We start from the raw sequence: 20,610 nt of genomic DNA, 5'->3' as shown, positions 1-20,610 counted from the left end.
GGACTTCATTATTGATTGCCCCACGGGCTGTTATTCATTGGTGGGCACCGAGCTGGACGCGGATGGGCAAATTCGTAACCCGCAGCGGGTCGACTGGTCTCCCGGCCTGGCGTTTGTCACGCCACCGGGTTACTGGCATGCGCATTTTAATGAATCGGATAGCGAGGCGTTCCTGATCCCGATTCAGGATGCGGGGCTGCAAACCTACTTGCGTGCGCTGGATATCCGCTTCAGTTGAGTCACTTCCAGTCCGGTGTTTCGCCCAGTCGTTCAACGATAAAGTCGATAAAACACCGGACCTTGGACGATACGATGCGCTTGGGCGGGTACACAAACCACACCGCAAACGCCCGCTCAACGCCCTGGATATGCCATTCGGGCAGCCACACTGCCAAGTCGCCGGCCTCGATACTTTGCGCCACCAGCCAGTCCGGCAACAGCCCAAAGCCCAAGCCTTGGCGCACGGCGATGAGTTGCGCGTCCAGGTCATTGATTCGAATAACGCCGTCATGCTGCAACGGGAGCGCGCGGCCGGCGGATACAAAACTGATATCGCCGGTGGTAGCTGTGCCCAGCACCGCAGGCAAACCGGCCAGGTCGGTGGGCGTGGAAGGAGGAGGGTGCTGCATGCCAAACGCCGGGCTGACCACCAAGCGGTAGTGGCCGTCGCTGAGCTTGCGTGCCTTGAGGGTCGAATCGGCCAGCTCGCCAATGCGTATGGCTAAGTCGACGCCGGCATGAATCAAATTGACCTGGGTGTTATCCAGCACCAGTTCCACGCTGATCTGCGGGTAGCGCACCAGAAAGTCATTCAACGCCGGCAGAATGTGATGCCGCGCAAACGCCGGCGGCAGGTTGAGTTTCAACACTCCCCGGGGATGCTGGTTCAGCGCAGACGTGGCGGCCTTGGCGTGTTCCAGTTCATCCAATACCCTGCGTGCGTGTATCAGGAAGGTCTGACCGCCTTCGGTCAGATGCAGCGTGCGTGTGGAGCGGTTGAACAGCGCGATGCCCAGGTCTTGCTCGAGGTCCTTCACATAGCGTGAAACCGTTGAGGCCTTGATCCCCAAGCGTTCGGCGGCACGCGAGAAATTGTTGCCTTCGGCGGCTTCGATGAATGCGGTGAGCGCGGTGAAATAGTCCAAGGGCAGCCTCAGGGCAGGGCGGTGAGACGTGCAGGTTGTTGAGTTTTGCCGGGGGCTGTCAACTGCTAGACCCTAGAGCCACGATGCAGCCCCCGTTTTCCTAATGGGTCTGAATGATCAAGGCGATATGGGATCGCTCGCAGGAAAGGTTTCTTCGATCGCCTCGTCGAGCTGGCTATCGCTGACAGCGCGGTCTTGCACCTTCACATTCGACTCGCAATGGCAATCGGCACTGGGGCACGCTTGACCCTGGGGGTGCAAGTCGGCGCATGCCTGGCTGCAGTAGGCTTTGCCGTTGCGCTGGTGACGCGTGTCATGGGTCACCTGGCAGGTGCAGCCTGGGCAGGCGCAGGTCCAACCTTGAGTTGTCGGGTTCATAGGTCCTCCGAATATTCAGTGATTGATAAACGGGCAGCAGTTTTCTGATACGTAAATCAGGGCTGCTGGTAATGCCCTGGGATGTCATGGCCTTCATCGGCCGGCTTGTTGCGCTTTTGCACCTGGACGTCGCTCAATTTCGCGTCCTTGAGCTCTGCGAAGCGCTGCCTGAGCAGGGACTCGGCCCATTGCGGGTCCAGCGTGTCTGCATCGTGCTCAAGCGTGCGGCTTTGTGGCTGGTTGTCGAGGATGAAACTGATGAGGTAATGCGCTTTCTCGAACATGAACGTGGCTCCGTTACGGTTAACAAGGCAAACCCGAGCAGGGCATGTTCGTTTGATGAGTGGGCTGCGCAGTGATTCAGAAAATATAAGCCGCTTTCACCGGCCGAACCTTGAGAACAACAGAACCCGACTATTGATCTCGATCAGGTGGCCGTGCTGGCCCGCTCTATAACCTTGGGCGCTTATCGATGGCCAGGGACGGCTCAACGAGCAGCTCTGGTCGCACATTCTCAAGGAAGAGTCAGCCATGCGATCACTCAAGATCCTGTTGTTATCATCGGCATTCAACGGTTTGACCCAACGAGCCTGGCTGGATCTGCGCCAGGCGGGTCACGACCCCAGCGTTGTGGTGTTCACCGATCAAGCCACGGTGTGCCAGCAGGTCGAGGCGTCAGGCGCCGACCTGGTGATCTGCCCGTTTCTGAAGGACCGTGTGCCGCACCAACTATGGAGCCATCCGCAGCGCCCGGTGGTGATCATCCATCCAGGCATCGTTGGTGACCGTGGTGCCAGTGCGCTGGATTGGGCTATCACCCAGCAGGCTCGCCGTTGGGGCGTCACCGCCTTGCAAGCGGTGGAAGAAATGGATGCAGGACCGATATGGTCCACCTGTGAGTTCGACATGCCCGACCAGGTGCGCAAATCCGAGCTGTACAACGGCCTGGTAAGCGATGCCGCGATGGTTTGCATTCGTGACGTCGTGGCGAAATTCGCCAAGGGCTTCGTCCCCACACCGCTCAATTACACCCAACCCAGCGTCATCGGGCGCTTGCAGCCGAACATGACCCAGGCCGACCGCACCTTCAGTTGGTTCGATCGCGCAGGCTTTATCAAGCGCAGCATCGACGCTGCCGATGGCCAGCCCGGCGTGTTGGCCAGCTTGTTGGGCGGGCAATATTACCTCTACGACGCGCACTTGGACGTCCGCCAGGGCGCTCCCGGAGAAATCCTCGCGGTACAGGACGACGCTGTGCTGGTGGCGGCCGGAGATCACAGCCTGTGGATCGGCTCGCTCAAACCCAAAGGCCCAGAGACCTTCAAGCTGCCGGCACGGCACGTACTGGCGCAAAGGCTGGCCGGCGTTCCGGTGCTGGACAGCTCAATCGCCCGCCAGCCTTTCAACGAGCGGGTCTATCAACCCATTCGCTACCAAGAGTTCGGCCACGTCGGCGAACTGACGTTCGAGTTCTACAACGGCGCCATGAGCACCGAACAATGCCAGCGGCTGGTCGCAGCGTTGCGCTGGGCCAAGGCGCGAGATACCCGGGTGTTGCTGATCAAGGGCGGGCGCGGCAGCTTTTCCAATGGGGTGCACCTAAACGTCATCCAGGCCGCCGACGTGCCGGGGCTGGAAGCCTGGGCCAACATTCAAGCCATCGACGATGTGTGCCTGGAGCTGCTCACTGCCAGGCAGCTGGTGATCAGCGGCCTGACCGGCAGCGCAGGCGCAGGCGGCGTGATGCTGGCGCTGGCCGCCGACCTTGTATTGGCCCGCGAAGGTGTGGTGCTCAACCCGCACTACAAGACCATGGGACTCTACGGCTCCGAATACTGGACCTACAGCCTGCCACGGGCCGTGGGCAGCGAAATCGCGCATAAGCTTACCGAAGAATGCCTGCCCATCAGCGCCATCCAGGCCCAGCAGTACGGCATGGTTCAGGCCATCGGCCCGCGTTGCCCACAAGCATTTGGCTTGTGGCTTTTGCAACAGGCCGACAGCGCGCTGACCGATGAGAAGTACCTTCACGCACGCACGCGCAAAGCCATGCTGGATACTCAGCAAGTTGAACGCTGTCGCGAGCAGGAGCTGGCACAGATGCGACTCGACATGGTGGAAAACCGCCAGCAGTTTGCCGAGAAATGCCGCAACTTCGTGTTTAAACGCAAAGCCTGCCAGACCCCGCAGCGGTTGATTGCGCCATGGGCGTTGAGGTACGAGGCTGGTGTGCCGGAAAGCCGGATGCTGAATGACTGACCGTCGACGCGGGGAGGGCGCGTCGGCCAGTCCAGCCTCGCATTGGGCAATAGGGTTGCCCATAATGGAGGCCAACTCGCCCAAACGCTCAGACCCCGAGGCCCCATGGAACTGCACAACCTGAACGATGATGCAGCGCCCGTATGACTCGTGCGCTGTTTATTTCGATGGATGGCCCCAAAGGCACCGGTAAAACCACGCTGTTGGAGGCCGTTACGACAGCGTTGAGGGCCGACAACCTAAAGGTCGTGCGACTGTGCGAGCGCAAGAGCGATCCCTGTCGAGCGCAAACGATGGCTCTGGTTAACACGTTCGCCCGAGATCCCAGCCGGGATCTGGAGCTTGAGGTGTGTGAGCGCTTTGCCGACAGCCGCAGCTGGATTACTCGGAACGTACTGGCCGCGCAGCCACCTGACAGCATCATCCTGATGGATCGCTGGTACCCGTCTGATGCCGCGTTTCGTCGGTTGATACCCTTTGCAGACATTCTTGAGCTGAACATTAATCGGCAGGTGCAAGTGCCGGACCTGCACGTGGGGGTTGTCACCGCGGCGCAAATATCCTGGGCGCGGGCGGTAGCACGACGGCGGGGGTTGAGCAGTACGGTGATGTCTAAGCTGGAGGAGCAAGTTGCGTGTACCGAGGCGTTTGAGCGAGCGGCTGTGGAGCAGGGGTGGGTCATGTGTCGCAATGAAGGGACGATTGAGGAGGCGATGAGGCGGGTGGTTTTGCAGATATATAAGGTCCTTCATCCCAAGCATCAGGAGTAACGGAGTGCCGTTGAACCAGCAAGATCAGGATGATGTTGGTCATCAGAACAAACGTCACCGAACGAAGAAACTCTATGAAAACGTCGTGATAGGAAACTTCCTGTACGGTCTCGGGTTCGCCGTGCGGTCATGTCTAGACGCAAACACCTCGATCCCAAGCGTGGTCAATCTGCTACAGCAGACGCCTGCAGACAAAGAGCTGGCTGACGTACTGCTGAGCTTTCCAGGTGTCGTGCGCTTGATCGAATTCAAGATGAAGGGCGCCAGCCTGAAAAAAGAACGGCTGCGACATCGTTTACTCATGGCCGGCCTGGCAGGTGAAAATCAGGTATTGGTCGAAACGTCCAGAAGCCTGCACTGGTATGTGGAGGTGGGCGCCAATGACACCGACACGCCTTTGGTTTCGCGAGCCGTGCCTTATCTGGACGCCTTCGACGAAGAACACTTGGCGTTGTCCGCGGGAAGCCTTGAACGACTCGTGGAGCAAACCGCGCGCGAAGCTGTTCGCGGCCTGGACCCGATGATGCGCGAGCGCTCACAGATATACCTGCGATTTTTACGCAATATTCAAGCTGACGACCCGGTGGGCGCAGGTGGTGTGCTTCTGGTCATGGGCGCAGGTGGAGCAATGCATTTTGTTCAACTGCGAGACGTCTGTGATTTGAGTATGCCGCACAGGCAATGGCTGGAGCTGGAAATGAGCGGTCCGCAGCTGGAGCGATCTGTGCCTGCATTGGAGCGAGGCATGAAGCGTCCCAAACACCGCGACGGCCCCGAATATGGAAGGTAATGACCCATGGACGAACACGTGAACGAGAATGACCTCAGCCTGCGGGCCATGGCCGTTGCTGCCAAGGGCATCATGAGCGCAGCGGAAAATGACAGAAAAGCCGCTGAGCAGGCGATCGCGCGTCTTGGCTATCTGGAAAAACGTGTTGAGCAGAGCCTGCAACAGATTCCGACGATACTGGGCGCTTCAGCGGCGCAGATCGCAGATTCAGTAGCTTCAAAGGCGGCCGAGCAGTTGGTTGGCAGGTTCAGACAGGCCGATGCCGCGGCGCTTGATGCGGCGCAAAAGTACCAGGCCGCCAGTGACAGCCTTAAGCGTCGATTCTGGCTCAGCATCTTCGCCATTCATCTAGGTGTGGTATTGCCTCTGGCGTTGCTGTTTTTCTTTGCGGTCCCCAGCACCGATGAGATTGCGCAAAGGCAACGAGAGTTAGCGGTGCTTGAGCAAAACATAGACGCGTTGAAACGCCAGGGTGGTGACGCTGCCATTATTGACTGCGAGGGACGCCCGTGCGTGCGCACGCGAGAGGTCCCGGGCGAAAATCCCTATCACGATGCCGCTACAGAGAAGAAGACTTATCGGTTGATCTGGACCAAGTGAGCTTCATCAACTTTGAACTAATCACTAAGCCTGTCCACCTAACGCTTTGCACGTTGCCTCAAGCCCGGGGTTTTCCTGGGTTACCCAATCACACACGAAGGTTTGGTTAATCATGAAGAGCGAACAGGTAGAAGGCGTTGTAGAAAAGGTTGCTGGCAAAGCGCAGAGCGCAGTCGGGAAGCTTTTTGGCGATTCGAAGTTGGAAGCTGAGGGCGCTGGACGCCAGGCTGCGGGTCAACTGACGCAAACCTATGGTGACGCACTGGACAGCGTTTCTACATTCGTCAAAGAAAAACCGGTTGCTGCACTGGCAATCGGGGCTGTTGCTCTACTGGTGCTGAAAAGATTGCTTGGTCGCTGAACAGCAGTCGCTTCAATAAGATTGCTGGCACGGTAGAGACGATGGTGAACGCTAACCAGAATCAGGGGCAAATTTCTGGAGTTTCTTGCAGGCGTGGAAGGGCGTGAAGTGGAGCGGGGTATCTGCCTGTTCCTTGGGTAGCCAAGTCATGCTGCCTGGCAATCGACGCGGTCTCTATGCCCTTTGCCGAGCTTGATGGGCTGAAAAGCCCTTATGTTTTCCAGGTCCCAGAAAAGCCAATGCCCCGACAAGTCGGGGCATTGGTTTTTTTATGAGCGAGTGGTCGGTTTGTATCGTTTTGTATCTGCGCTTTGGATAGATACACAGCGATTCCTTTAAGTCGGTTGGTGACACATACGGGATACCTACGGGGCTTTAAATGAACCCATCGAGAAGGCGCAAACCTTCTCCAATGGATGACTCATTTAACTCGCGGCTATCTCTGCGCGTTTCGCGACGTTGTCGACCAATGACTTATAGGAAATTCAAAATGCCTGCAGCTACGTTCGGTTTCACCTGGCGCCATTGTCTGGCTTCTTCCGTGAAAATGGGCGCTTTGGGGTTGGCCCTGATAGCCGGCAGCGGTGGTGCCTGGGCTGCTGGCCCGGCCGCCGATGCGTCAGTTGCCAGCTCGGCCTCGACCAGTCCCGAATCGATTAGACCTTATCGAATTCACGTCGATGAAGCGCAATTGACCGATCTGAAAAAGCGCATTGCGGCGACCCGCTGGCCGGACAAAGAGACCGTCAATGACGTTTCCCAAGGCGTGCAGTTGGCCCAGGTCCAGGCGCTGGTGAAGTATTGGGGCAGCGGCTATGACTGGCGCAAGGCCGAAGCGAAGCTCAATGCGCTGCCTGAATTCATCACGACTATCGACGGCGTGGATATTCAATTCATCCATGTTCGCTCTCTAAACCCCAACGCGATGCCGCTGCTTCTGACACACGGATGGCCTGGCTCACAGTTTGAGTTCCTGAAGACGATCGGCCCTCTGACGGATCCCGTTGCTTACGGCGGTAAGGTTGAAGATTCGTTCGACGTGATCATTCCATCGATTCCGGGACACGGTTTTTCCGGTAAGCCAACTGAATTGGGCTGGGGGCCGGATCGGGTCGCGAAGGCTTGGGATGTGCTCATCAAGCGTCTGGGTTATACCCACTATGTTTCCCAGGGCGGAGATCACGGTTCGGTCATATCGGATGCATTGGGCCGCCTGAATCCGCCGGGGCTGTTGGGCATTCACTTGAACATGCCGGCCACCATCCCGCCCGAATTGGTCAAGCCGATCAATAGTGGTGACCCGGCCCCTGTCGGGCTCACTGAGCCTGAACGCAAGGCGTTTGATTCCTTGAGCACCTTCTTCGGCCGCAATGCAGCATACGGCGCGATGATGGTTACGCGCCCGCAGACTATCGGTTACCTGCTGGCCGATTCGCCTACCGGAACTGCGGCGTGGATGTACGAAAAAATCGCCGCGTGGACGGACAGTGATGGCCAGCCTGAACGGGTATTGAGCCGTGACGAGATGCTGGACGATATCAGCCTGTACTGGCTGACGAACGCAGGCGCATCGTCATCGCGTTTCTACTGGGAAAACAACAACAACAATTTCAGCGCTGCCGCGCAGAACACCGCAAGCATCAAGGTGCCGGTGGCGATCACGGTCTTCCCGCACGAGATCTATCAGGCGCCAAAAAGCTGGGCGCAACGCGCTTACCCATCACTTTCCTACTACAGCGAGGTTAACAAGGGCGGCCACTTCGCTTCCTGGGAGCAACCTCAATTGTTCAGCGAAGAGTTGCGGGAGGCCTTCCGGCCGCTGCGCGCCAAGCTGAGCGCAACGAAGACAGCCCAGTAGCTCACACGCAACCCAGCCAACACACCTGGCCGCTATTCGGCGGCTCGCTACGGAGAAATACCATGGAGATGACCTTGCTGAACAATCAAAATAAATCCAGCCGCCTGCGGGGTCTTGCCCCATCGCTGTTGGCAGCAGCGGTGCTGCAATTCGCGGCGGTGGCTGTCGGTTTTTCCCAAGCCAGCGCGGCTGATGTACCCGCGTCCACCATTGGGGCTATCACCCCGGGAGCTCACACCTCTCTCGGTGCACTTAAGCATGTGAAAGCGGGGCTGCTGAACGTTTCTTACGCGGAACTCGGCCCAGCCGATGGTCCTGTGGTCATTTTGTTGCACGGCTGGCCCTACGATATCAACGCATACGCTGATGTCGCTCCTGCTTTGGCGGGCAAGGGATATCGAGTGTTGATCCCTTCTGCGCGTGGTTATGGCGATACGCATTTTCTCTCGGCCAAGACTGCTCGCAATGGTCAACCTGCTGCGCTGGCGACCGACCTGATCGACTTCATGGACGCGCTGAAGATCAAGACCGCGGTGTTGGGTGGGTTTGACTGGGGCGCCCGCACTGCAGATATCGTTGCGGCACTGTGGCCGGAAAGAGTGAAAGCCCTGGTCGCTGTGAGCGGTTACCTGATAGGCAGCCAAGAGGCAGGCAAGGCGCCATTGCCGCCAGCCGCCGAACTGCAGTGGTGGTACCAGTTCTACTTCGCGACCGAGCGTGGGCGCCTGGGCTACGAGAAAAACACCCATGACTTCGCCAAGCTCATCTGGAAGCTGGCGTCGCCACAGTGGAATTTCGACGACGCCACTTATGAGCGCAGCGCGGCGTCCTTGCAAAACCCTGATCACGTGGCCGTGTCGATTTTCAACTATCGCTGGCGCCTGGGGTTGGTCAAGGGCGAGGCCAGATACGACGCGCTGGAGAAGAAACTCGCGGCATTTCCATCCATCAGCGTGCCCACCATCACCCTGGAAGGTGATGCGAACGGCGCACCGCATCCACCTGCCGAAGCGTACGCCAAGCGCTTCACTGGCAAGTATGAGTACCGATTGATCACCGGTGGAGTAGGCCACAACTTGCCGCAGGAAGCGCCGAAAGCCTTCGCCCAGGCGGTGATCGACGCCGATCATCTTTGAAAACCGGCTGAGAGGATGGCGAGAATGAAGCTGAAATTTCTGGCCGCGATGTCGGCTGCCATTGCAATCGCAGCGTTGACGGCTACCGGTGTTGCCTCGGGCGACGCCAGTAAGGGCGACGCCTCGCCGATCTATGGCGTGAAACTGCCTGAAAACTACCGCCTATGGCCGCTGATTGCGCCGGCGCAGGAAGCGGCCCCCCTGAACGAACTGCGAGCCGTGGTGGGCAATGACTTGGCCATCAAGGCTTATCAGGATTCAACGCTGCCGTTCCCTGATGGCACGGTGCTGGTAAAGCTGGCCTGGAAACATGTGCAGTCTCCGGAATTCGAGCCGGCGTCCATCCCGGGGCCGGCCACCACCGTGCAGGTGATGGTCAAGGACTCGAAAAGATATGCAACAACCGGTGGCTGGGGATTCGGGCGGTTTATCAACGGTAAACCGGCCGATGAAGCCCAACACCAAACCTGCTTCGCCTGTCACCAGGCGCGAGTGCGTAATCACGACTTTGTCTTCACGCGCTTCGCTCCCTGATTTCCCGTCAAACCCGGAGTCAACAATGAAAAAAGTATTAACCGCACTGGCCGTCGCCGTCAGCCTGAGCATGGCGACACACGCCTGGTCGCAAACTGAAAAACCCACGATTGTGCTCGTACATGGCGCCTTTGCCGATGCGTCGAGTTGGAATGGCGTCGTGAAGATTCTCGAGAAGGACGGTTACCCGGTGGTTGCCGCTGCCAACCCATTGCGCGGTGTAAAGAGCGATGGTTCGGCAATCTCGGCATTGCTGACGAGCATTCATTCGCCGGTGGTGTTGGTCGGCCACTCCTATGGCGGCAACGTTATCAGTGATGCGGCCAACGATCATGCAAACGTCAAAGCCCTGGTTTACGTCAGTGCGTTTGCACCTGAGGCCGGGGAAACCGTCGCCGGGCTGGCCGGCAAATTCCCGGGCAGCACGCTGGGTCCAACGCTGGCTGCGCCTGTACCGTTGGCCGATGGGGGCAAGGACTTGTACATCCAGCAGGACAAATTTCACAACCAGTTCGCCGCTGACGTCCCCGCGAAAGAGGCGGCATTGATGGCCGCCACCCAACGCCCGGTAACGGAAGCGGCGCTCAACGAAGCATCCGGCAGCCCTGCCTGGAAGCATATTCCGTCCTGGTACATCTACGGCGACAAGGACAAGAACATTCCCCCGCAAGCCATGGCATTCATGGCCAAGCGCGCCGCTGCCAAAGCCGTGGAAGTGGTCAAGGGCGCTTCACATGTGGTGATGGTTTCGAACCCGGAACCGGTTGCCCGCCTCATCGAAAAAGCCGCCACGGCGAAATGACACGCCAAGGGCGAAGCGGCGCTTTCAGCGCTCTACGCCGAGGCGAGTTTTGCACGTCGCCCGGCGGGTTTCGTTTTGAAGTTGTGCAACGCTGAAACGCAAGAGAGGGGGGTATTCGACGCGGCCAACGCCTGGGCACACCGGGCGTTGTGCTTATCGCGGGCAACCGCAATCAATCAGGTACGCCACGATGTGGAAGATCAATCACAGTTACATTGACGGAGCATTCGTTCCTGTTCATGGCAATGAAACGGTGCAATGCATCAATCCGGCTACCGAGGCGGTCATCGGTACGCTCACTCTGGCTGATCGTGAAGATGCCAGGCGCGCTATCGCGGCGGCTTCGCATGCTCAAGTCGCGATGGGCCGCACCTCCAAGGCCGAACGTATCGACATGCTCGAGCAGTTGCAGGCTGCCGTGCTGGCGAGCACGAATGAAATTCGCGATACCGCCATCGAAGAGTACGGTGCGCCGTTTGCCCGTGCGCAATGGGTCAGTCGCTACGCTTCACAGTCATTTACCAATGCGGCGCAGGTGTTGAAACACTTCGACCTGAGTCGTTCGGTCGGTGACGCTACCGTGGTGATGGAGCCGGTCGGAGTCGCGGCGCTGTTTGCCCCCTGGAACAGCACCGCCGGGACGATATGCAGCAAACTGGCATCGGCCATCGCGGCGGGTTGTGCCTCGGTCATCAAACCGAGCGAGTTGAGCCCCTTGCAAACCACCGTGCTCGCCCAAGCGCTGCATCGCGCAGAGTTGCCCAACGGGGTTTTCAATATTCTGTTGGGACGCGGCAGTGATGTGGGTGACGAAATCAGCGCCAGCCCACTCATCGCGAAAATTTCATTCACCGGGTCCACCGCCACCGGAAAGCTCATTGCACGTGCCGGAATCGAGACCATGAAGCGAGTGAGCCTGTCGCTCACGGGGAAGTCGGCCTCTATCATCCTGGATGACGCCGATCTCGACATCGCCATTCCCCTGGCTCTGAATGCTGCGTTCATGAACAACGGTCAGGCATGTGTCGCTGGCACACGTCTGCTGGTGCCACGCTCGCACGCCGAGGACATTATCGAGCGCGTGAAAAGCCTGGTTGAAGCGATGGTCGTCGGCGATCCGCAGGATCCGGCCACTGCTCTCGGGCCGCTGGTCAATCGCGCCCAATTCGACCGCGTACAAGCTTTCATCCGCCGCGGGCAGGCGCAAGGCGCGACGTTGATTATCGGCGGGGAGGGCAGACCGACCGGCTTGGACAAGGGCTATTTCGTCAGGCCTACGGTCTTTGCCGACGTCAGCAATGACATGGACATCGCGCAAGAGGAGATTTTCGGCCCGGTGCTATCGATCATTGCGTATGACTCGCAAGAACAGGCGATCGCTATTGCCAATGCCAGTCTCTACGGTTTGCAGGCTTATGTATTTTCCCGGCAACCGGAGCGTGCCCAACGCCTGGCGACCCAGTTGCAGGCCGGCTCGGTGTTGATCAACAGAATTTCGCCAGAGCTGCTGGCGCCGTTCGGCGGGGTAAAGCAGTCCGGTGTCGGCCGGGAGTTTGGAGTCTTTGGGCTGGAAGCATTTCTTGAGGCCAAAAGCATCGTGTCGGATTAGCCTGGGGTTGGCGGGAGAGGGTGGTCGCGCAACCCAGGCCGCAGGAGAAAAAGCTAATGGCCCACAGCACGTTGCCTGTGGGCCATGGGTTTTCAAGGGTTACGCGGCTGGAGCTTTCGCCTCCTGCAGCAGTTGCTGAATCATCTTTTCCTGCGTCTCGTAGCGACCTTCTCCGAAGTGGGTGAAACGCACTTGCCCTTTGGCGTCGATCAGGTAGTGCGCGGGCCAGTACTGGTTATCGAAGTTGCGCCAGATCGCGTAGTTGTTATCGATGGCTACCGGGTAAGTGATGCCGAGCTTTTTCACCTCATCCCTGACATTGCTGATGATGCGTTCAAAACCGTATTCCGGGGTGTGGACGCCGATTACCACCAAGCCATCCTTCTCGTACTTCTGCGCCCAGTCCTTCACGTACGGCAGGGTGTGCTGGCAATTGATGCAGTCGTAAGTCCAGAAATCGACGAGCACTACTTTGCCTCTGAGCGATTCACTGGTCAGCGCGGGCGAATTGAGCCATTCCACCGCGCCGGACAGCGACGGCATCGGGCCTTGGGCGTTGTCGAGGGTGGGTTCGGCCTTGGCCTTGCTTACCAGGTATTCGACGACTTTGGGGACGCTTTGCAGCACGCCTTTTTCCAGCACGCTGACGCCTTCGGACGACGCCCCGGCCAACAGCGTCTTGTCGGCACCGGTAGAAATCATCAGCGCTGCGGCCAGGACCGCAAAACCGGTGACGCGCCGCAGCCAACCAGTGACCGGAATCGAGGCCTTCAGGCGATTGACTAAACCGCGTCCGGCGAAAATCAGCGTACCCAACGACAGTGCACTGCCCAGGCCGTAGGCCACCAGCAGCAGGCTGGTTTGCGCATTGGCGCCTTGCAGCATGGCGCCGGTAAGGATCACCCCGAGGATCGGCCCGGCGCACGGCGCCCAGAGCAGGCCGGTGGCGACGCCGATCATCAGTGAACCCAGCGGCCCGGACATTTTGCGCGTCTGGGGGTCGAGGCGATTGCCCAGTAACACGAACGGGCTGGCCAGCCAGCCACTGATTCGTGCCGAGATCAGCGACAAGGCAAACAGCGCCATCACCACCAGTGCCACATGACGCCCGGCGTTGTTGGCCTGAATCACCCATTCACTGCTGACCACGGCCAGGCTGGAAATCAGCGCGAAGGTCAGAACCATGCCACCAAGGGTAAGCAGGATCGAGGAGCGTGTGCGGTCGATACCGGCGAACAGAAATGGCACGACCGGCAGGATACAAGGGCTGAGGACGGTCAATAAGCCGCCCAGTAATGCGATGAGGAACATAAGGGTCTCCTGATGAAATGTGGGCAGGGCTCAGTTATCGCTGTGGCATTCGGCAAATTTGCGGTAGTTCAAGATCTCGGTCTTGCCCTGCGAATTCAGGTAGGTCAGCTGGGCATCGACAATGCCGCAGGCAGCCCCGGCATCCTGTGTCAATGCCACCACTTTCTGGATGTCCAGGTGCGTGCCGTAGGTGTAGGTCTGCGGCGTGACGTCGGCTTCGGCGCGGGCCGAGAAGGTGCAGATATTCAGGGCGGCAAACAGGCAAGTGGCATAGAGGGTATTGGTGTTCATGGTCGTTTCCTCAAGGCTTCATGGGTTGGGTCGTTCGGTTGAGCCGAGGCGCTAGGGTTGGCCTCGATGTGGCTCATTAGAAGCCCGCGAGGTATCTCGTCTGTGTCAAAAACAGGCGCGGATAAATCGGTTCGTATCAGGACCCCGTCCCGATACACAGCCATACAAAACCTAGGAAATTGTTGTTTTTGCCTCTGCATGTATCCTTCGCCACAGCAGATACACTGCAATACAAACCGCCGCGGGCGAACGGGCTCAGCCTCTATAGACTGAGCCGCAATTTCCAATGACAGAGGCTTGGCCCATGGAACACGTTGATCACATCCTCATCGTGGACGATGACCGTGAGATTCGAGAGATGGTAGGCAACTACCTGAAGAAGAACGGCCTGCGGACCACCGTGGTTGCCGATGGCCGCCAGATGCGCTCGTTTCTCGAGGCCACGCCGGTAGACCTGATCGTGCTGGACATCATGATGCCCGGCGACGATGGCCTGGTGCTCTGCCGCGACATTCGCGCCGGCAAACACAAGGCCACGCCGGTGCTGATGCTGACCGCCCGCAACGACGAAACCGATCGCATCATCGGCTTGGAAATGGGCGCCGACGATTACCTGGTCAAGCCGTTCGCCGCCCGGGAATTGCTGGCGCGCATCAACGCTGTGCTGCGCCGCACGCGCATGCTGCCGCCCAACCTGGTCGTTACCGAAACCGGAAGGTTGCTGGGGTTCGGGCGCTGGCGCCTGGACACCTCCGCCCGCCATCTGCTTGATGAACACGGCACCATGGTCGCCCTCAGCGGCGCTGAGTATCGCCTGCTGCGGGTGTTCCTCGACCATCCGCAACGGGTACTCAATCGCGACCAGTTGCTCAACCTGACCCAGGGCCGTGACGCCGACCTGTTCGACCGTTCCATTGATCTGCTGGTCAGCCGCCTGCGCCAACGCCTGCTTGACGATGCCCGCGAGCCGGCTTACATCAAAACCGTGCGCAGCGAAGGGTATGTCTTCTCGCTGCCAGTGGAAGTGCTTGGAGCACCGGCATGAAGCCTTCGCTGCATTGGCCTCGTACCCTCGTCTCGCGGCTGTCGCTGATCTTTCTGGTAGGGCTGACCCTGGCGCAGGCGTTGTCCTTCGGCGTGCAGTATTACGAGCGTTACGAAACCGCGAAAAACACCATGCTCGGTAACCTGGAAACCGATGTATCGACGTCCATTGCCATCCTTGACCGCTTGCCCGCCGAGGAACGCATGAGTTGGTTGAAACAACTGGATCGACGCAATTACCGCTATTTGCTCGGCGAAGGCTCGCCAGGCGTCGCTCTGCGTGACACGCCGATTGCAGTGACCTCGATCAAGGAGGCCATCGGCAAGGATTACCCGATGACCGTGACAGACATTCCCGGGCCTATCAAACATTTCCAGGTCCATCTGAAACTGGCCGACGGCAGCCCGGTGACCATCGACGTGCGCCCCTCGATGGTGCCGTTGTCGCCGTGGCTGCCGGTGGTTTTGCTGGGCCAGTTGGCCTTGATGATTCTATGCACGTGGCTGGCTGTGCGTATTGCCATACGCCCGCTGACCCGCCTGGCCCAGGCCGTGGAAAACCTTGATCCCAACACTCACCCGGTGCATCTGGATGAACAAGGCCCGACCGAAGTCGCACACGCTGCCATCGCCTTCAATGCCATGCAGGCGCGCATTGCGGCCTATCTGAAAGAACGCATGCAACTGCTGGCGGCGATTTCCCACGACCTGCAAACCCCGATCACGCGCATGAAGCTGCGTGCCGAATTGATGGACGACTGCGGTGACAAAGACAAATTGTGGAATGACCTCGGCGAGATGGAACATCTGGTGCGTGAAGGCGTTGCCTATGCCCGCAGCGTGCATGGCGCCACCGAGGAAAGCCGCCGTACCGATCTTGATTCATTCCTCGACAGCCTCGTGTTCGACTACCAGGACATGGGCAAGGACGTGCAGCTCAGCGGCAAAAGCAACGCAGTGATTCACACGCGGCCCCACGCGCTGCGCCGAGTGCTAGTAAACCTCACGGATAACGCGCTCAAATTCGCCGGTGCAGCGCAACTGCGGGTGGAGCCGAAGGAGGGCGACAGCCTCTCGGTGACCGTGATGGATCGTGGTCCCGGCATTGCCGAAGAGGAGCTGGCCCGTGTGATTGAGCCATTTTACCGCGTGGAAAATTCGCGCAACCGCAGCACCGGCGGCACGGGCCTGGGCCTGGCTATCGCCCAGCAACTGGCACAAGCCCTCGGCGGCACCCTGACCTTGAGAAACCGCGAAGGCGGCGGACTGTGCGCTGAACTGAGATTACCGACGCGCTCGTCGTAGGAGGAGCGAATAATGCAGGATTCGTTCAATCTGTCCCGTTTCGTCGAGGCGCAGCGCCGGGTGTTCAGTCGGGTCATGGACGAGCTGCGCGCGGGCCGCAAGACGAGCCATTGGACGTGGTTTGTCTTCCCCGCAAACGCAGGGGCTGGGTCGCTCCGCTCAAAGCTGATCTTTCATCCGGCTCGTAATCAATAAAGGCTGCCTGCTCACCCCCGACTGGCTGCACCACTCAAGCGCAGACATACCAAACCAGCGATGAAACGCCCGCGAAAAAGTGCTGACATCGGCGTAACCCAGCAGATGCGCCACGTGTGTAAGACTGACTGTCGGAACCAGCAGGTAATTGCGTGCCAGTTGTTGGCGAGTCTCATCCAGCAACTGCTGAAAAGACGTATTTTCTTGAGCCAAGTGGCGCTGCAAGGTTCTTGGGGTGACTGCCATGCAATCGGCCACCTTGTCGATCGTTGCACGTCCGCTGGGCAACAAGTTACGCAGCAATTGCCTGACGTAGCCAGGCATCACGTCTGTCGACAAGCGCTCTATACCTGATAGATGTGTAGCAAGAATCTGATGTAGTGCTTCGCTGGAGCGATCCAGTGGTTGCGTCAGCACGCATGCGTCAAATAGCAGACCAGTATGTGCTGCTGAGAACGTTGGTGTAATACCCAGTGCCTGGCGATAGCCCCACTCATCGGCAAGGGGCGGATGACGAAGCATTACCGCCTCAGGTTGCCATTGATCCCCCGCCAACGCGAGCATCAGTTTTAAACCGACACCACACGCCAGTTCTTCTGCTTGAGGCAATCCGACAATCGACATCTCATCGGTTCGATAACTCAGCAACGCGACGCCTTCGACAACCTCCAAATCAACCTGTGCCGCGCCGTTGTACAGCCCGAAATTCGCGCGCAGTTCGAGCAATGCATCGCCGATGGTTCGAGCGTTGTGGATCAGGAAAAACATATCACCGAAGACGTCGACACCTTGGTGGAGCCCGAATTCCAGGCCGAACAATGCGTTATTCGAACGCTGCCGGCACATTTGCAACAAGCTGCAATATTGTTGGAAGGAGAGGATATCTTCCGGGCGCTGCAGCGACATCGCAGGCACACGGGCCTGTAGCAGTATAAGGCTTGGGTCCAGACCCTGACGCCGGGCAAATTGATCGAACCCTGTCAGACTGATTGCACGAATAAATGGATTGGACGCCATTTTTTACCCAAGAGTTTGTTGCATGCGCTGCTTCCACTTCTGCGGGCTGACGCCATTCCAGCGCGTGAAAGCCCGGGAAAAGGTGCTCAGGTCGGCATAACCCAACATACCTGCCAGCTGTGTCAGGCTGATCGATGAGTCGCAGAGGTAGCGTGCGGCCATCGTCTGGCGCGTTTCGTCCAGCAGCTCCTGAAATCGCGTGTTTTGTGCCCGAAGATAACGTTGCAAGGTGCGCGGGCTGATCATCATGTACTTGGCCATGTCGCGAAGCGTGACCGGACCATTGGCAAGCTCATTGCGTAGCCTTTTTTGCACATAAGACGGTAATTCTTGCAGTGTTACGCGCGCTAACTCGTCGATCTGTTGCTGGGCTAATAGTTGACACCTGACGTCTGTAGCTCCGAGAGGTCTCGCCAGTAATGACTCATCGAAAACCCAGGCATTGACGGTGCTGTCAAAGCGCGGAGGGACACCCAGCAGCGTGCGATAGGCAATGCGGCTGGCCGGAGCGCTGTGGCGCAACATCAGAGCTCTCGGTTTCCAGGCGTACCCTAGCAGTTCGCGGAGCAAGCATGCGGCAACTCCCATCGCCAGTTCCACTGTCTGATGTACTGAGGCCAACGTACCGTCAATGACTTCGTACACAAGAAGGGCACTGCCGCCTCGGCGTTCAAGGCGCACTAGTGCGCCGTCACTGTGTATATGGAAATAGCGTGTCAGCAGATTCAGCGATTCGCCCACATTGGCCGCGTTACGCATGGCGTACAGCAGAGTGCCTAGACTTTGCGTGCCTTGGTGCAAGCCTAACTGTAAGCCGAACAAGGGATTGCTCGACCGTAACGCACATAACTGGACCAACGCATTGAATTGAGCGCCGGATATTTGAGCGTTCAGCGGATCTTCGGGCAGGTCTACCTCCGCCAGCGCCGAAACCGGATCAATCCCCTGACTGGTAGCAAACGCCTTGAAACCAAGCAAAGCAACACCACGCACTGTGGACATCATCTGAGCCTCTCGAATGAAATACTGCCTTTGGCCTGAGAAGTATTGGCACGATATGCAAAATCTCTGGCGCGATATGCAAAGCTTTCACCCTTGTCCCGAGACCACACTCGAACGACCAATAACAAAAGACCTGCGTTCGGCCCAAGGCTGGACGATGGAGGTATACGATGCGTCGGTTTCTGTTCGCTTTGCTGGTGGTCGCGCTGATTTCGGGTGCGCTGTATGTTCAGCCACGGCCCGCTGACCACAATGTTGTTCATCATGCCAATCACCCGCCGGTTGCCAGCATCAGCGATGCCTTCACGCATTTCTGAGGACTGAAGCGTGCTCCTGCACAGAGGCGTGCTCGCGGAACTCGCCACTAGAAAGTGCTCCGTGCAGGAACATTTGCTCCAGCGTTCGGGCCGACTCGGCGTTGGCTGCACGCCCGCGCTGTTCGGCATCCACCAAGCCGTAGACCAGGGTGATGAACAGCTCGGTAAAAATCGCTGCGGTAATGTCGATGCGAAACAGTCCTCTTTGCTGACCTCTGAGGAAGAACTCGTCTAGCGCCGCCAGGTAAAACTGCCAGCGTGTGTCACCCCGTTCGAAGTCGAGGAAGTCTGGGCGGTATTGCGCCATAAGAAAGGCAAGCAATTCGCGATGAGCCAAGTGCTCGCGGATCAATCGACGCAGCGCGTCCAAGGGCTGCAGGTGCTGCAAACCGGCGCTGCGGATAATCAGATTGAGCGTACTTTCGGCGTACTCCTCCAGTCTCTGCCCTAGATTTTCCCGTGTCCCACAGTAGCGGTGCAGGGTCGCTTTACTCATGCCCGCCAGTTGCGCCAGCTCTTTCATTGTCGCCCGGGGGCGATTGACAACCGCCATAGTCAGCGACTTGAGCATTTGTTCATCATGGGAATTGGGTGTCATCACCACGCCTTTAGCGATGTTTATACAGGGATCACAATATTCTCATATGAGACAATGTTGACTCATTAGAGTTTGCAAAGTACCATTCGCACCAAGTTCAATCAAGCCTTGGGTGAGAGATGGGAAATTTGCGTGCGATAGGGATGGCAGGCTCGCTGGCAGCGGCCATTGCGCTGGCCGGGTGTGGGCCGTCGAATGAACAAACGGATGTGGCCGAAGTGGCGCGTGCTGTAGAGGTGCTGGCAGTAAAGACGGAGCCTCTGGCTCTGACTTCGGATTTGCCGGGCAGGGTAGAGCCCATGCGAGTCGCCGAGGTGCGCGCGCGCGTGCCAGGCATCGTGATGCAAAAGCGTTTTGAAGAGGGCGCGGATGTCAAAGCCGGGGACCTGCTGTTCCAGATCGACCCGGCGCCGCTAAAGGCGGCCTTGTCGCGAGCAGAGGGTGAATTGGCCCGCACCCAGGCCGTCGCACTTGAGGCACAGGCGCGGGTCAAGCGCTATGAACCGTTGGTGAAGGTCGAGGCGGTCAGCCAGCAAGACTTCGACAGTGCCATGGCCGACCTGCGCAGCGCCCAGGCGGCCACGCGCTCGGCTCAGGCCGATCTGCAAAGCGCGCGCTTGAACCTTGGTTATGCTTCGGTGACTGCACCGATTTCCGGGCGTGTCGGCCGTGCACTGGTAACCGAAGGTGCGTTGGTCGGTCAGGGGGACGCGACGTTGATGGCGCGGATTCAACAGCTTGATCCGGTCTATGTCGATTTCACTCAGTCGGCCGCCGACGCGCTGCGCCTGCGCGAATCGCTCAATGGCGGAAAACTCTCCGCTGATGACAGTAAGACGTTGTCGATTCGTGTCGACGGCACCGCTTTTGAGCGTCAGGGCGCACTGATGTTTACCGATATCGCCGTTGATCGCGGCACCGGGCAGGTGTCATTACGCGGCAAGTTCGCCAACAGCGACGGCGTGTTGCTGCCGGGCATGTTCGTGCGCGTGCGCACGCCTCAAGGCACCGACAAACAGGCCATTCTCGTGCCCCAGCGCTCGGTGCAGCGCGGCAGCGATGGCGGCGCGCAGGTCATGGTCGTCGGCGCCGACGGCCGCGCCGAAGCGCGCAATGTGGCGACCGGTTCCATGCAGGGTTCGCGCTGGCAGATCAGTGAAGGCCTGAAGGCTGGCGATCAGGTGATTGTCAGCGGACTGAGCGGCCTGCAACCAGGTGCCAAGGTCGTACCCGCCCAGCCCCAAGCCCAGGCTCAGTCGCCTGAGTCGCACCAGTAAGGGCGCCGTCG

The 20,610-nt window shown here is 58.8% G+C and carries 23 protein-coding genes and 2 pseudogenes; 17 read left to right on the top strand and 8 right to left on the bottom strand.

The genetic code is table 11. The annotated features are described in order from the left end of the window. A pseudogene (locus tag GIW79_RS25460) lies at positions 1 to 238 on the top strand (cupin); the annotation flags it as partial. Position 239: 1 nt separating this feature from the next. Here GIW79_RS25460 and GIW79_RS25455 read toward each other — a convergent pair. The 3 genes from GIW79_RS25455 to GIW79_RS25445 form a co-directional block, all read right to left on the bottom strand. After that, positions 240 to 1,145 (bottom strand): LysR family transcriptional regulator, encoded by a 906-nt coding sequence (locus GIW79_RS25455; protein WP_054898491.1) that lies wholly within the window; start codon positions 1,143 to 1,145, stop codon positions 240 to 242. Positions 1,146 to 1,262: 117 nt separating this feature from the next. Beyond that, positions 1,263 to 1,523 carry a metallothionein gene (locus GIW79_RS25450; RefSeq protein WP_034127423.1) on the bottom strand — a complete coding sequence of 87 codons (261 nt, stop codon included), beginning with the start codon at positions 1,521 to 1,523 and terminating at the stop codon, positions 1,263 to 1,265. A gap of 56 nt (positions 1,524 to 1,579) precedes the next feature. Then, positions 1,580 to 1,807: a hypothetical protein gene (locus GIW79_RS25445; protein WP_034127424.1), complete on the bottom strand. Its 228-nt coding sequence runs from the start codon at positions 1,805 to 1,807 to the stop codon at positions 1,580 to 1,582. A gap of 247 nt (positions 1,808 to 2,054) precedes the next feature. On the opposite strand from GIW79_RS25445, the gene GIW79_RS25440 reads away from it, so the two are divergent. From GIW79_RS25440 to GIW79_RS25390, 11 genes and pseudogenes are all read left to right on the top strand, one after another. After that, a complete protein-coding gene (locus GIW79_RS25440) occupies positions 2,055 to 3,782 on the top strand; it encodes a hydrogenase maturation protein (RefSeq protein ID WP_236454011.1) in 1,728 nt (575 codons plus the stop codon). A gap of 143 nt (positions 3,783 to 3,925) precedes the next feature. Next, entirely contained in the window at positions 3,926 to 4,552 is a 627-nt protein-coding gene (locus tag GIW79_RS25435; protein WP_236454009.1) for a dTMP kinase, read from the top strand. A 10-nt stretch (positions 4,553 to 4,562) separates the two neighbouring features. Further along, a complete protein-coding gene (locus GIW79_RS25430) occupies positions 4,563 to 5,342 on the top strand; it encodes a hypothetical protein (RefSeq protein WP_236454007.1) in 780 nt (259 codons plus the stop codon). Between the two features lie 6 nt (positions 5,343 to 5,348). Next, a complete protein-coding gene (locus GIW79_RS25425; RefSeq protein ID WP_186527321.1) occupies positions 5,349 to 5,942 on the top strand; it encodes a hypothetical protein in 594 nt (197 codons plus the stop codon). Between the two features lie 112 nt (positions 5,943 to 6,054). Next, positions 6,055 to 6,303: a CsbD family protein gene (locus tag GIW79_RS25420; RefSeq protein WP_014718439.1), complete on the top strand. Its 249-nt coding sequence runs from the start codon at positions 6,055 to 6,057 to the stop codon at positions 6,301 to 6,303. A 490-nt stretch (positions 6,304 to 6,793) separates the two neighbouring features. Then, a complete protein-coding gene (locus GIW79_RS25415) occupies positions 6,794 to 8,161 on the top strand; it encodes an epoxide hydrolase family protein (protein WP_236454006.1) in 1,368 nt (455 codons plus the stop codon). A gap of 62 nt (positions 8,162 to 8,223) precedes the next feature. Beyond that, positions 8,224 to 9,297 carry an alpha/beta fold hydrolase gene (locus GIW79_RS25410; protein ID WP_054898501.1) on the top strand — a complete coding sequence of 358 codons (1,074 nt, stop codon included), beginning with the start codon at positions 8,224 to 8,226 and terminating at the stop codon, positions 9,295 to 9,297. A 24-nt stretch (positions 9,298 to 9,321) separates the two neighbouring features. Further along, on the top strand, positions 9,322 to 9,831 hold the full coding sequence (locus tag GIW79_RS25405; protein ID WP_236454003.1) for a cytochrome P460 family protein: 510 nt from the start codon (positions 9,322 to 9,324) through the stop codon (positions 9,829 to 9,831). 25 nt (positions 9,832 to 9,856) lie between these two features. Then, on the top strand, positions 9,857 to 10,633 hold the full coding sequence (locus GIW79_RS25400; RefSeq protein ID WP_054918943.1) for an alpha/beta fold hydrolase: 777 nt from the start codon (positions 9,857 to 9,859) through the stop codon (positions 10,631 to 10,633). Between the two features lie 12 nt (positions 10,634 to 10,645). After that, positions 10,646 to 10,723 (top strand): annotated as a pseudogene (locus GIW79_RS25395) (creatininase family protein); the annotation flags it as partial. A gap of 100 nt (positions 10,724 to 10,823) precedes the next feature. After that, entirely contained in the window at positions 10,824 to 12,242 is a 1,419-nt protein-coding gene (locus GIW79_RS25390) for an aldehyde dehydrogenase family protein (protein WP_200583341.1), read from the top strand. A gap of 99 nt (positions 12,243 to 12,341) precedes the next feature. Here the strand turns inward: GIW79_RS25390 and GIW79_RS25385 are convergent, their stop codons facing one another. Further along, positions 12,342 to 13,553, bottom strand: a complete 1,212-nt coding sequence (locus tag GIW79_RS25385; RefSeq protein ID WP_181124332.1) for a cytochrome c biogenesis protein DipZ — start codon at positions 13,551 to 13,553, stop codon at positions 12,342 to 12,344. Between the two features lie 30 nt (positions 13,554 to 13,583). Continuing rightward, positions 13,584 to 13,844, bottom strand: a complete 261-nt coding sequence (locus GIW79_RS25380; RefSeq protein ID WP_014718446.1) for a DUF2790 domain-containing protein — start codon at positions 13,842 to 13,844, stop codon at positions 13,584 to 13,586. A gap of 304 nt (positions 13,845 to 14,148) precedes the next feature. Here GIW79_RS25380 and GIW79_RS25375 point away from each other — a divergent pair, with 304 nt between their 5' ends. The 3 genes from GIW79_RS25375 to GIW79_RS25365 are packed head-to-tail and all read left to right on the top strand — an operon-like array spanning position 14,149 to position 16,388. Next, positions 14,149 to 14,889 carry a response regulator gene (locus GIW79_RS25375; protein ID WP_236454001.1) on the top strand — a complete coding sequence of 247 codons (741 nt, stop codon included), beginning with the start codon at positions 14,149 to 14,151 and terminating at the stop codon, positions 14,887 to 14,889. Next, on the top strand, positions 14,886 to 16,193 hold the full coding sequence (locus GIW79_RS25370) for a sensor histidine kinase (protein ID WP_236453999.1): 1,308 nt from the start codon (positions 14,886 to 14,888) through the stop codon (positions 16,191 to 16,193). The genes GIW79_RS25375 and GIW79_RS25370 overlap by 4 nt, the downstream gene beginning before the upstream one ends. 12 nt (positions 16,194 to 16,205) lie before the next feature. After that, positions 16,206 to 16,388 carry a DUF1810 family protein gene (locus GIW79_RS25365; protein WP_374225741.1) on the top strand — a complete coding sequence of 61 codons (183 nt, stop codon included), beginning with the start codon at positions 16,206 to 16,208 and terminating at the stop codon, positions 16,386 to 16,388. On the opposite strand, the gene GIW79_RS25360 is transcribed toward GIW79_RS25365, so the two are convergent. Both GIW79_RS25360 and GIW79_RS25355 read right to left on the bottom strand, forming a co-directional pair. Then, positions 16,353 to 17,405, bottom strand: a complete 1,053-nt coding sequence (locus tag GIW79_RS25360) for an AraC family transcriptional regulator (RefSeq protein WP_236453995.1) — start codon at positions 17,403 to 17,405, stop codon at positions 16,353 to 16,355. The two genes, GIW79_RS25365 and GIW79_RS25360, sit on opposite strands and share 36 nt — an antisense overlap. Positions 17,406 to 17,408: 3 nt before the next feature. Beyond that, positions 17,409 to 18,407, bottom strand: a complete 999-nt coding sequence (locus GIW79_RS25355) for an AraC family transcriptional regulator (RefSeq protein ID WP_236453992.1) — start codon at positions 18,405 to 18,407, stop codon at positions 17,409 to 17,411. A 170-nt stretch (positions 18,408 to 18,577) separates the two neighbouring features. Here GIW79_RS25355 and GIW79_RS25350 point away from each other — a divergent pair, with 170 nt between their 5' ends. Next, positions 18,578 to 18,724 carry a hypothetical protein gene (locus tag GIW79_RS25350; RefSeq protein ID WP_169918921.1) on the top strand — a complete coding sequence of 49 codons (147 nt, stop codon included), beginning with the start codon at positions 18,578 to 18,580 and terminating at the stop codon, positions 18,722 to 18,724. Here the strand turns inward: GIW79_RS25350 and GIW79_RS25345 are convergent. Then, the gene (locus tag GIW79_RS25345) at positions 18,711 to 19,322 is read right to left on the bottom strand and encodes a TetR/AcrR family transcriptional regulator (protein WP_054898511.1); all 612 of its coding nucleotides are present in this window, start codon (positions 19,320 to 19,322) and stop codon (positions 18,711 to 18,713) included. The two genes, GIW79_RS25350 and GIW79_RS25345, sit on opposite strands and share 14 nt — an antisense overlap. 119 nt (positions 19,323 to 19,441) lie before the next feature. On the opposite strand from GIW79_RS25345, the gene GIW79_RS25340 reads away from it, so the two are divergent. Continuing rightward, positions 19,442 to 20,599, top strand: a complete 1,158-nt coding sequence (locus GIW79_RS25340; protein WP_072446643.1) for a MexC family multidrug efflux RND transporter periplasmic adaptor subunit — start codon at positions 19,442 to 19,444, stop codon at positions 20,597 to 20,599. Positions 20,600 to 20,610 lie beyond the last annotated feature (11 nt).

It is taken from the genome of Pseudomonas sp. PA-7-1E (assembly GCF_021605325.1).
In the GTDB taxonomy this organism is placed as follows: domain Bacteria; phylum Pseudomonadota; class Gammaproteobacteria; order Pseudomonadales; family Pseudomonadaceae; genus Aquipseudomonas; species Aquipseudomonas fluorescens_BV.
This window is presented reverse-complemented; position numbering and strand designations above follow the sequence as displayed.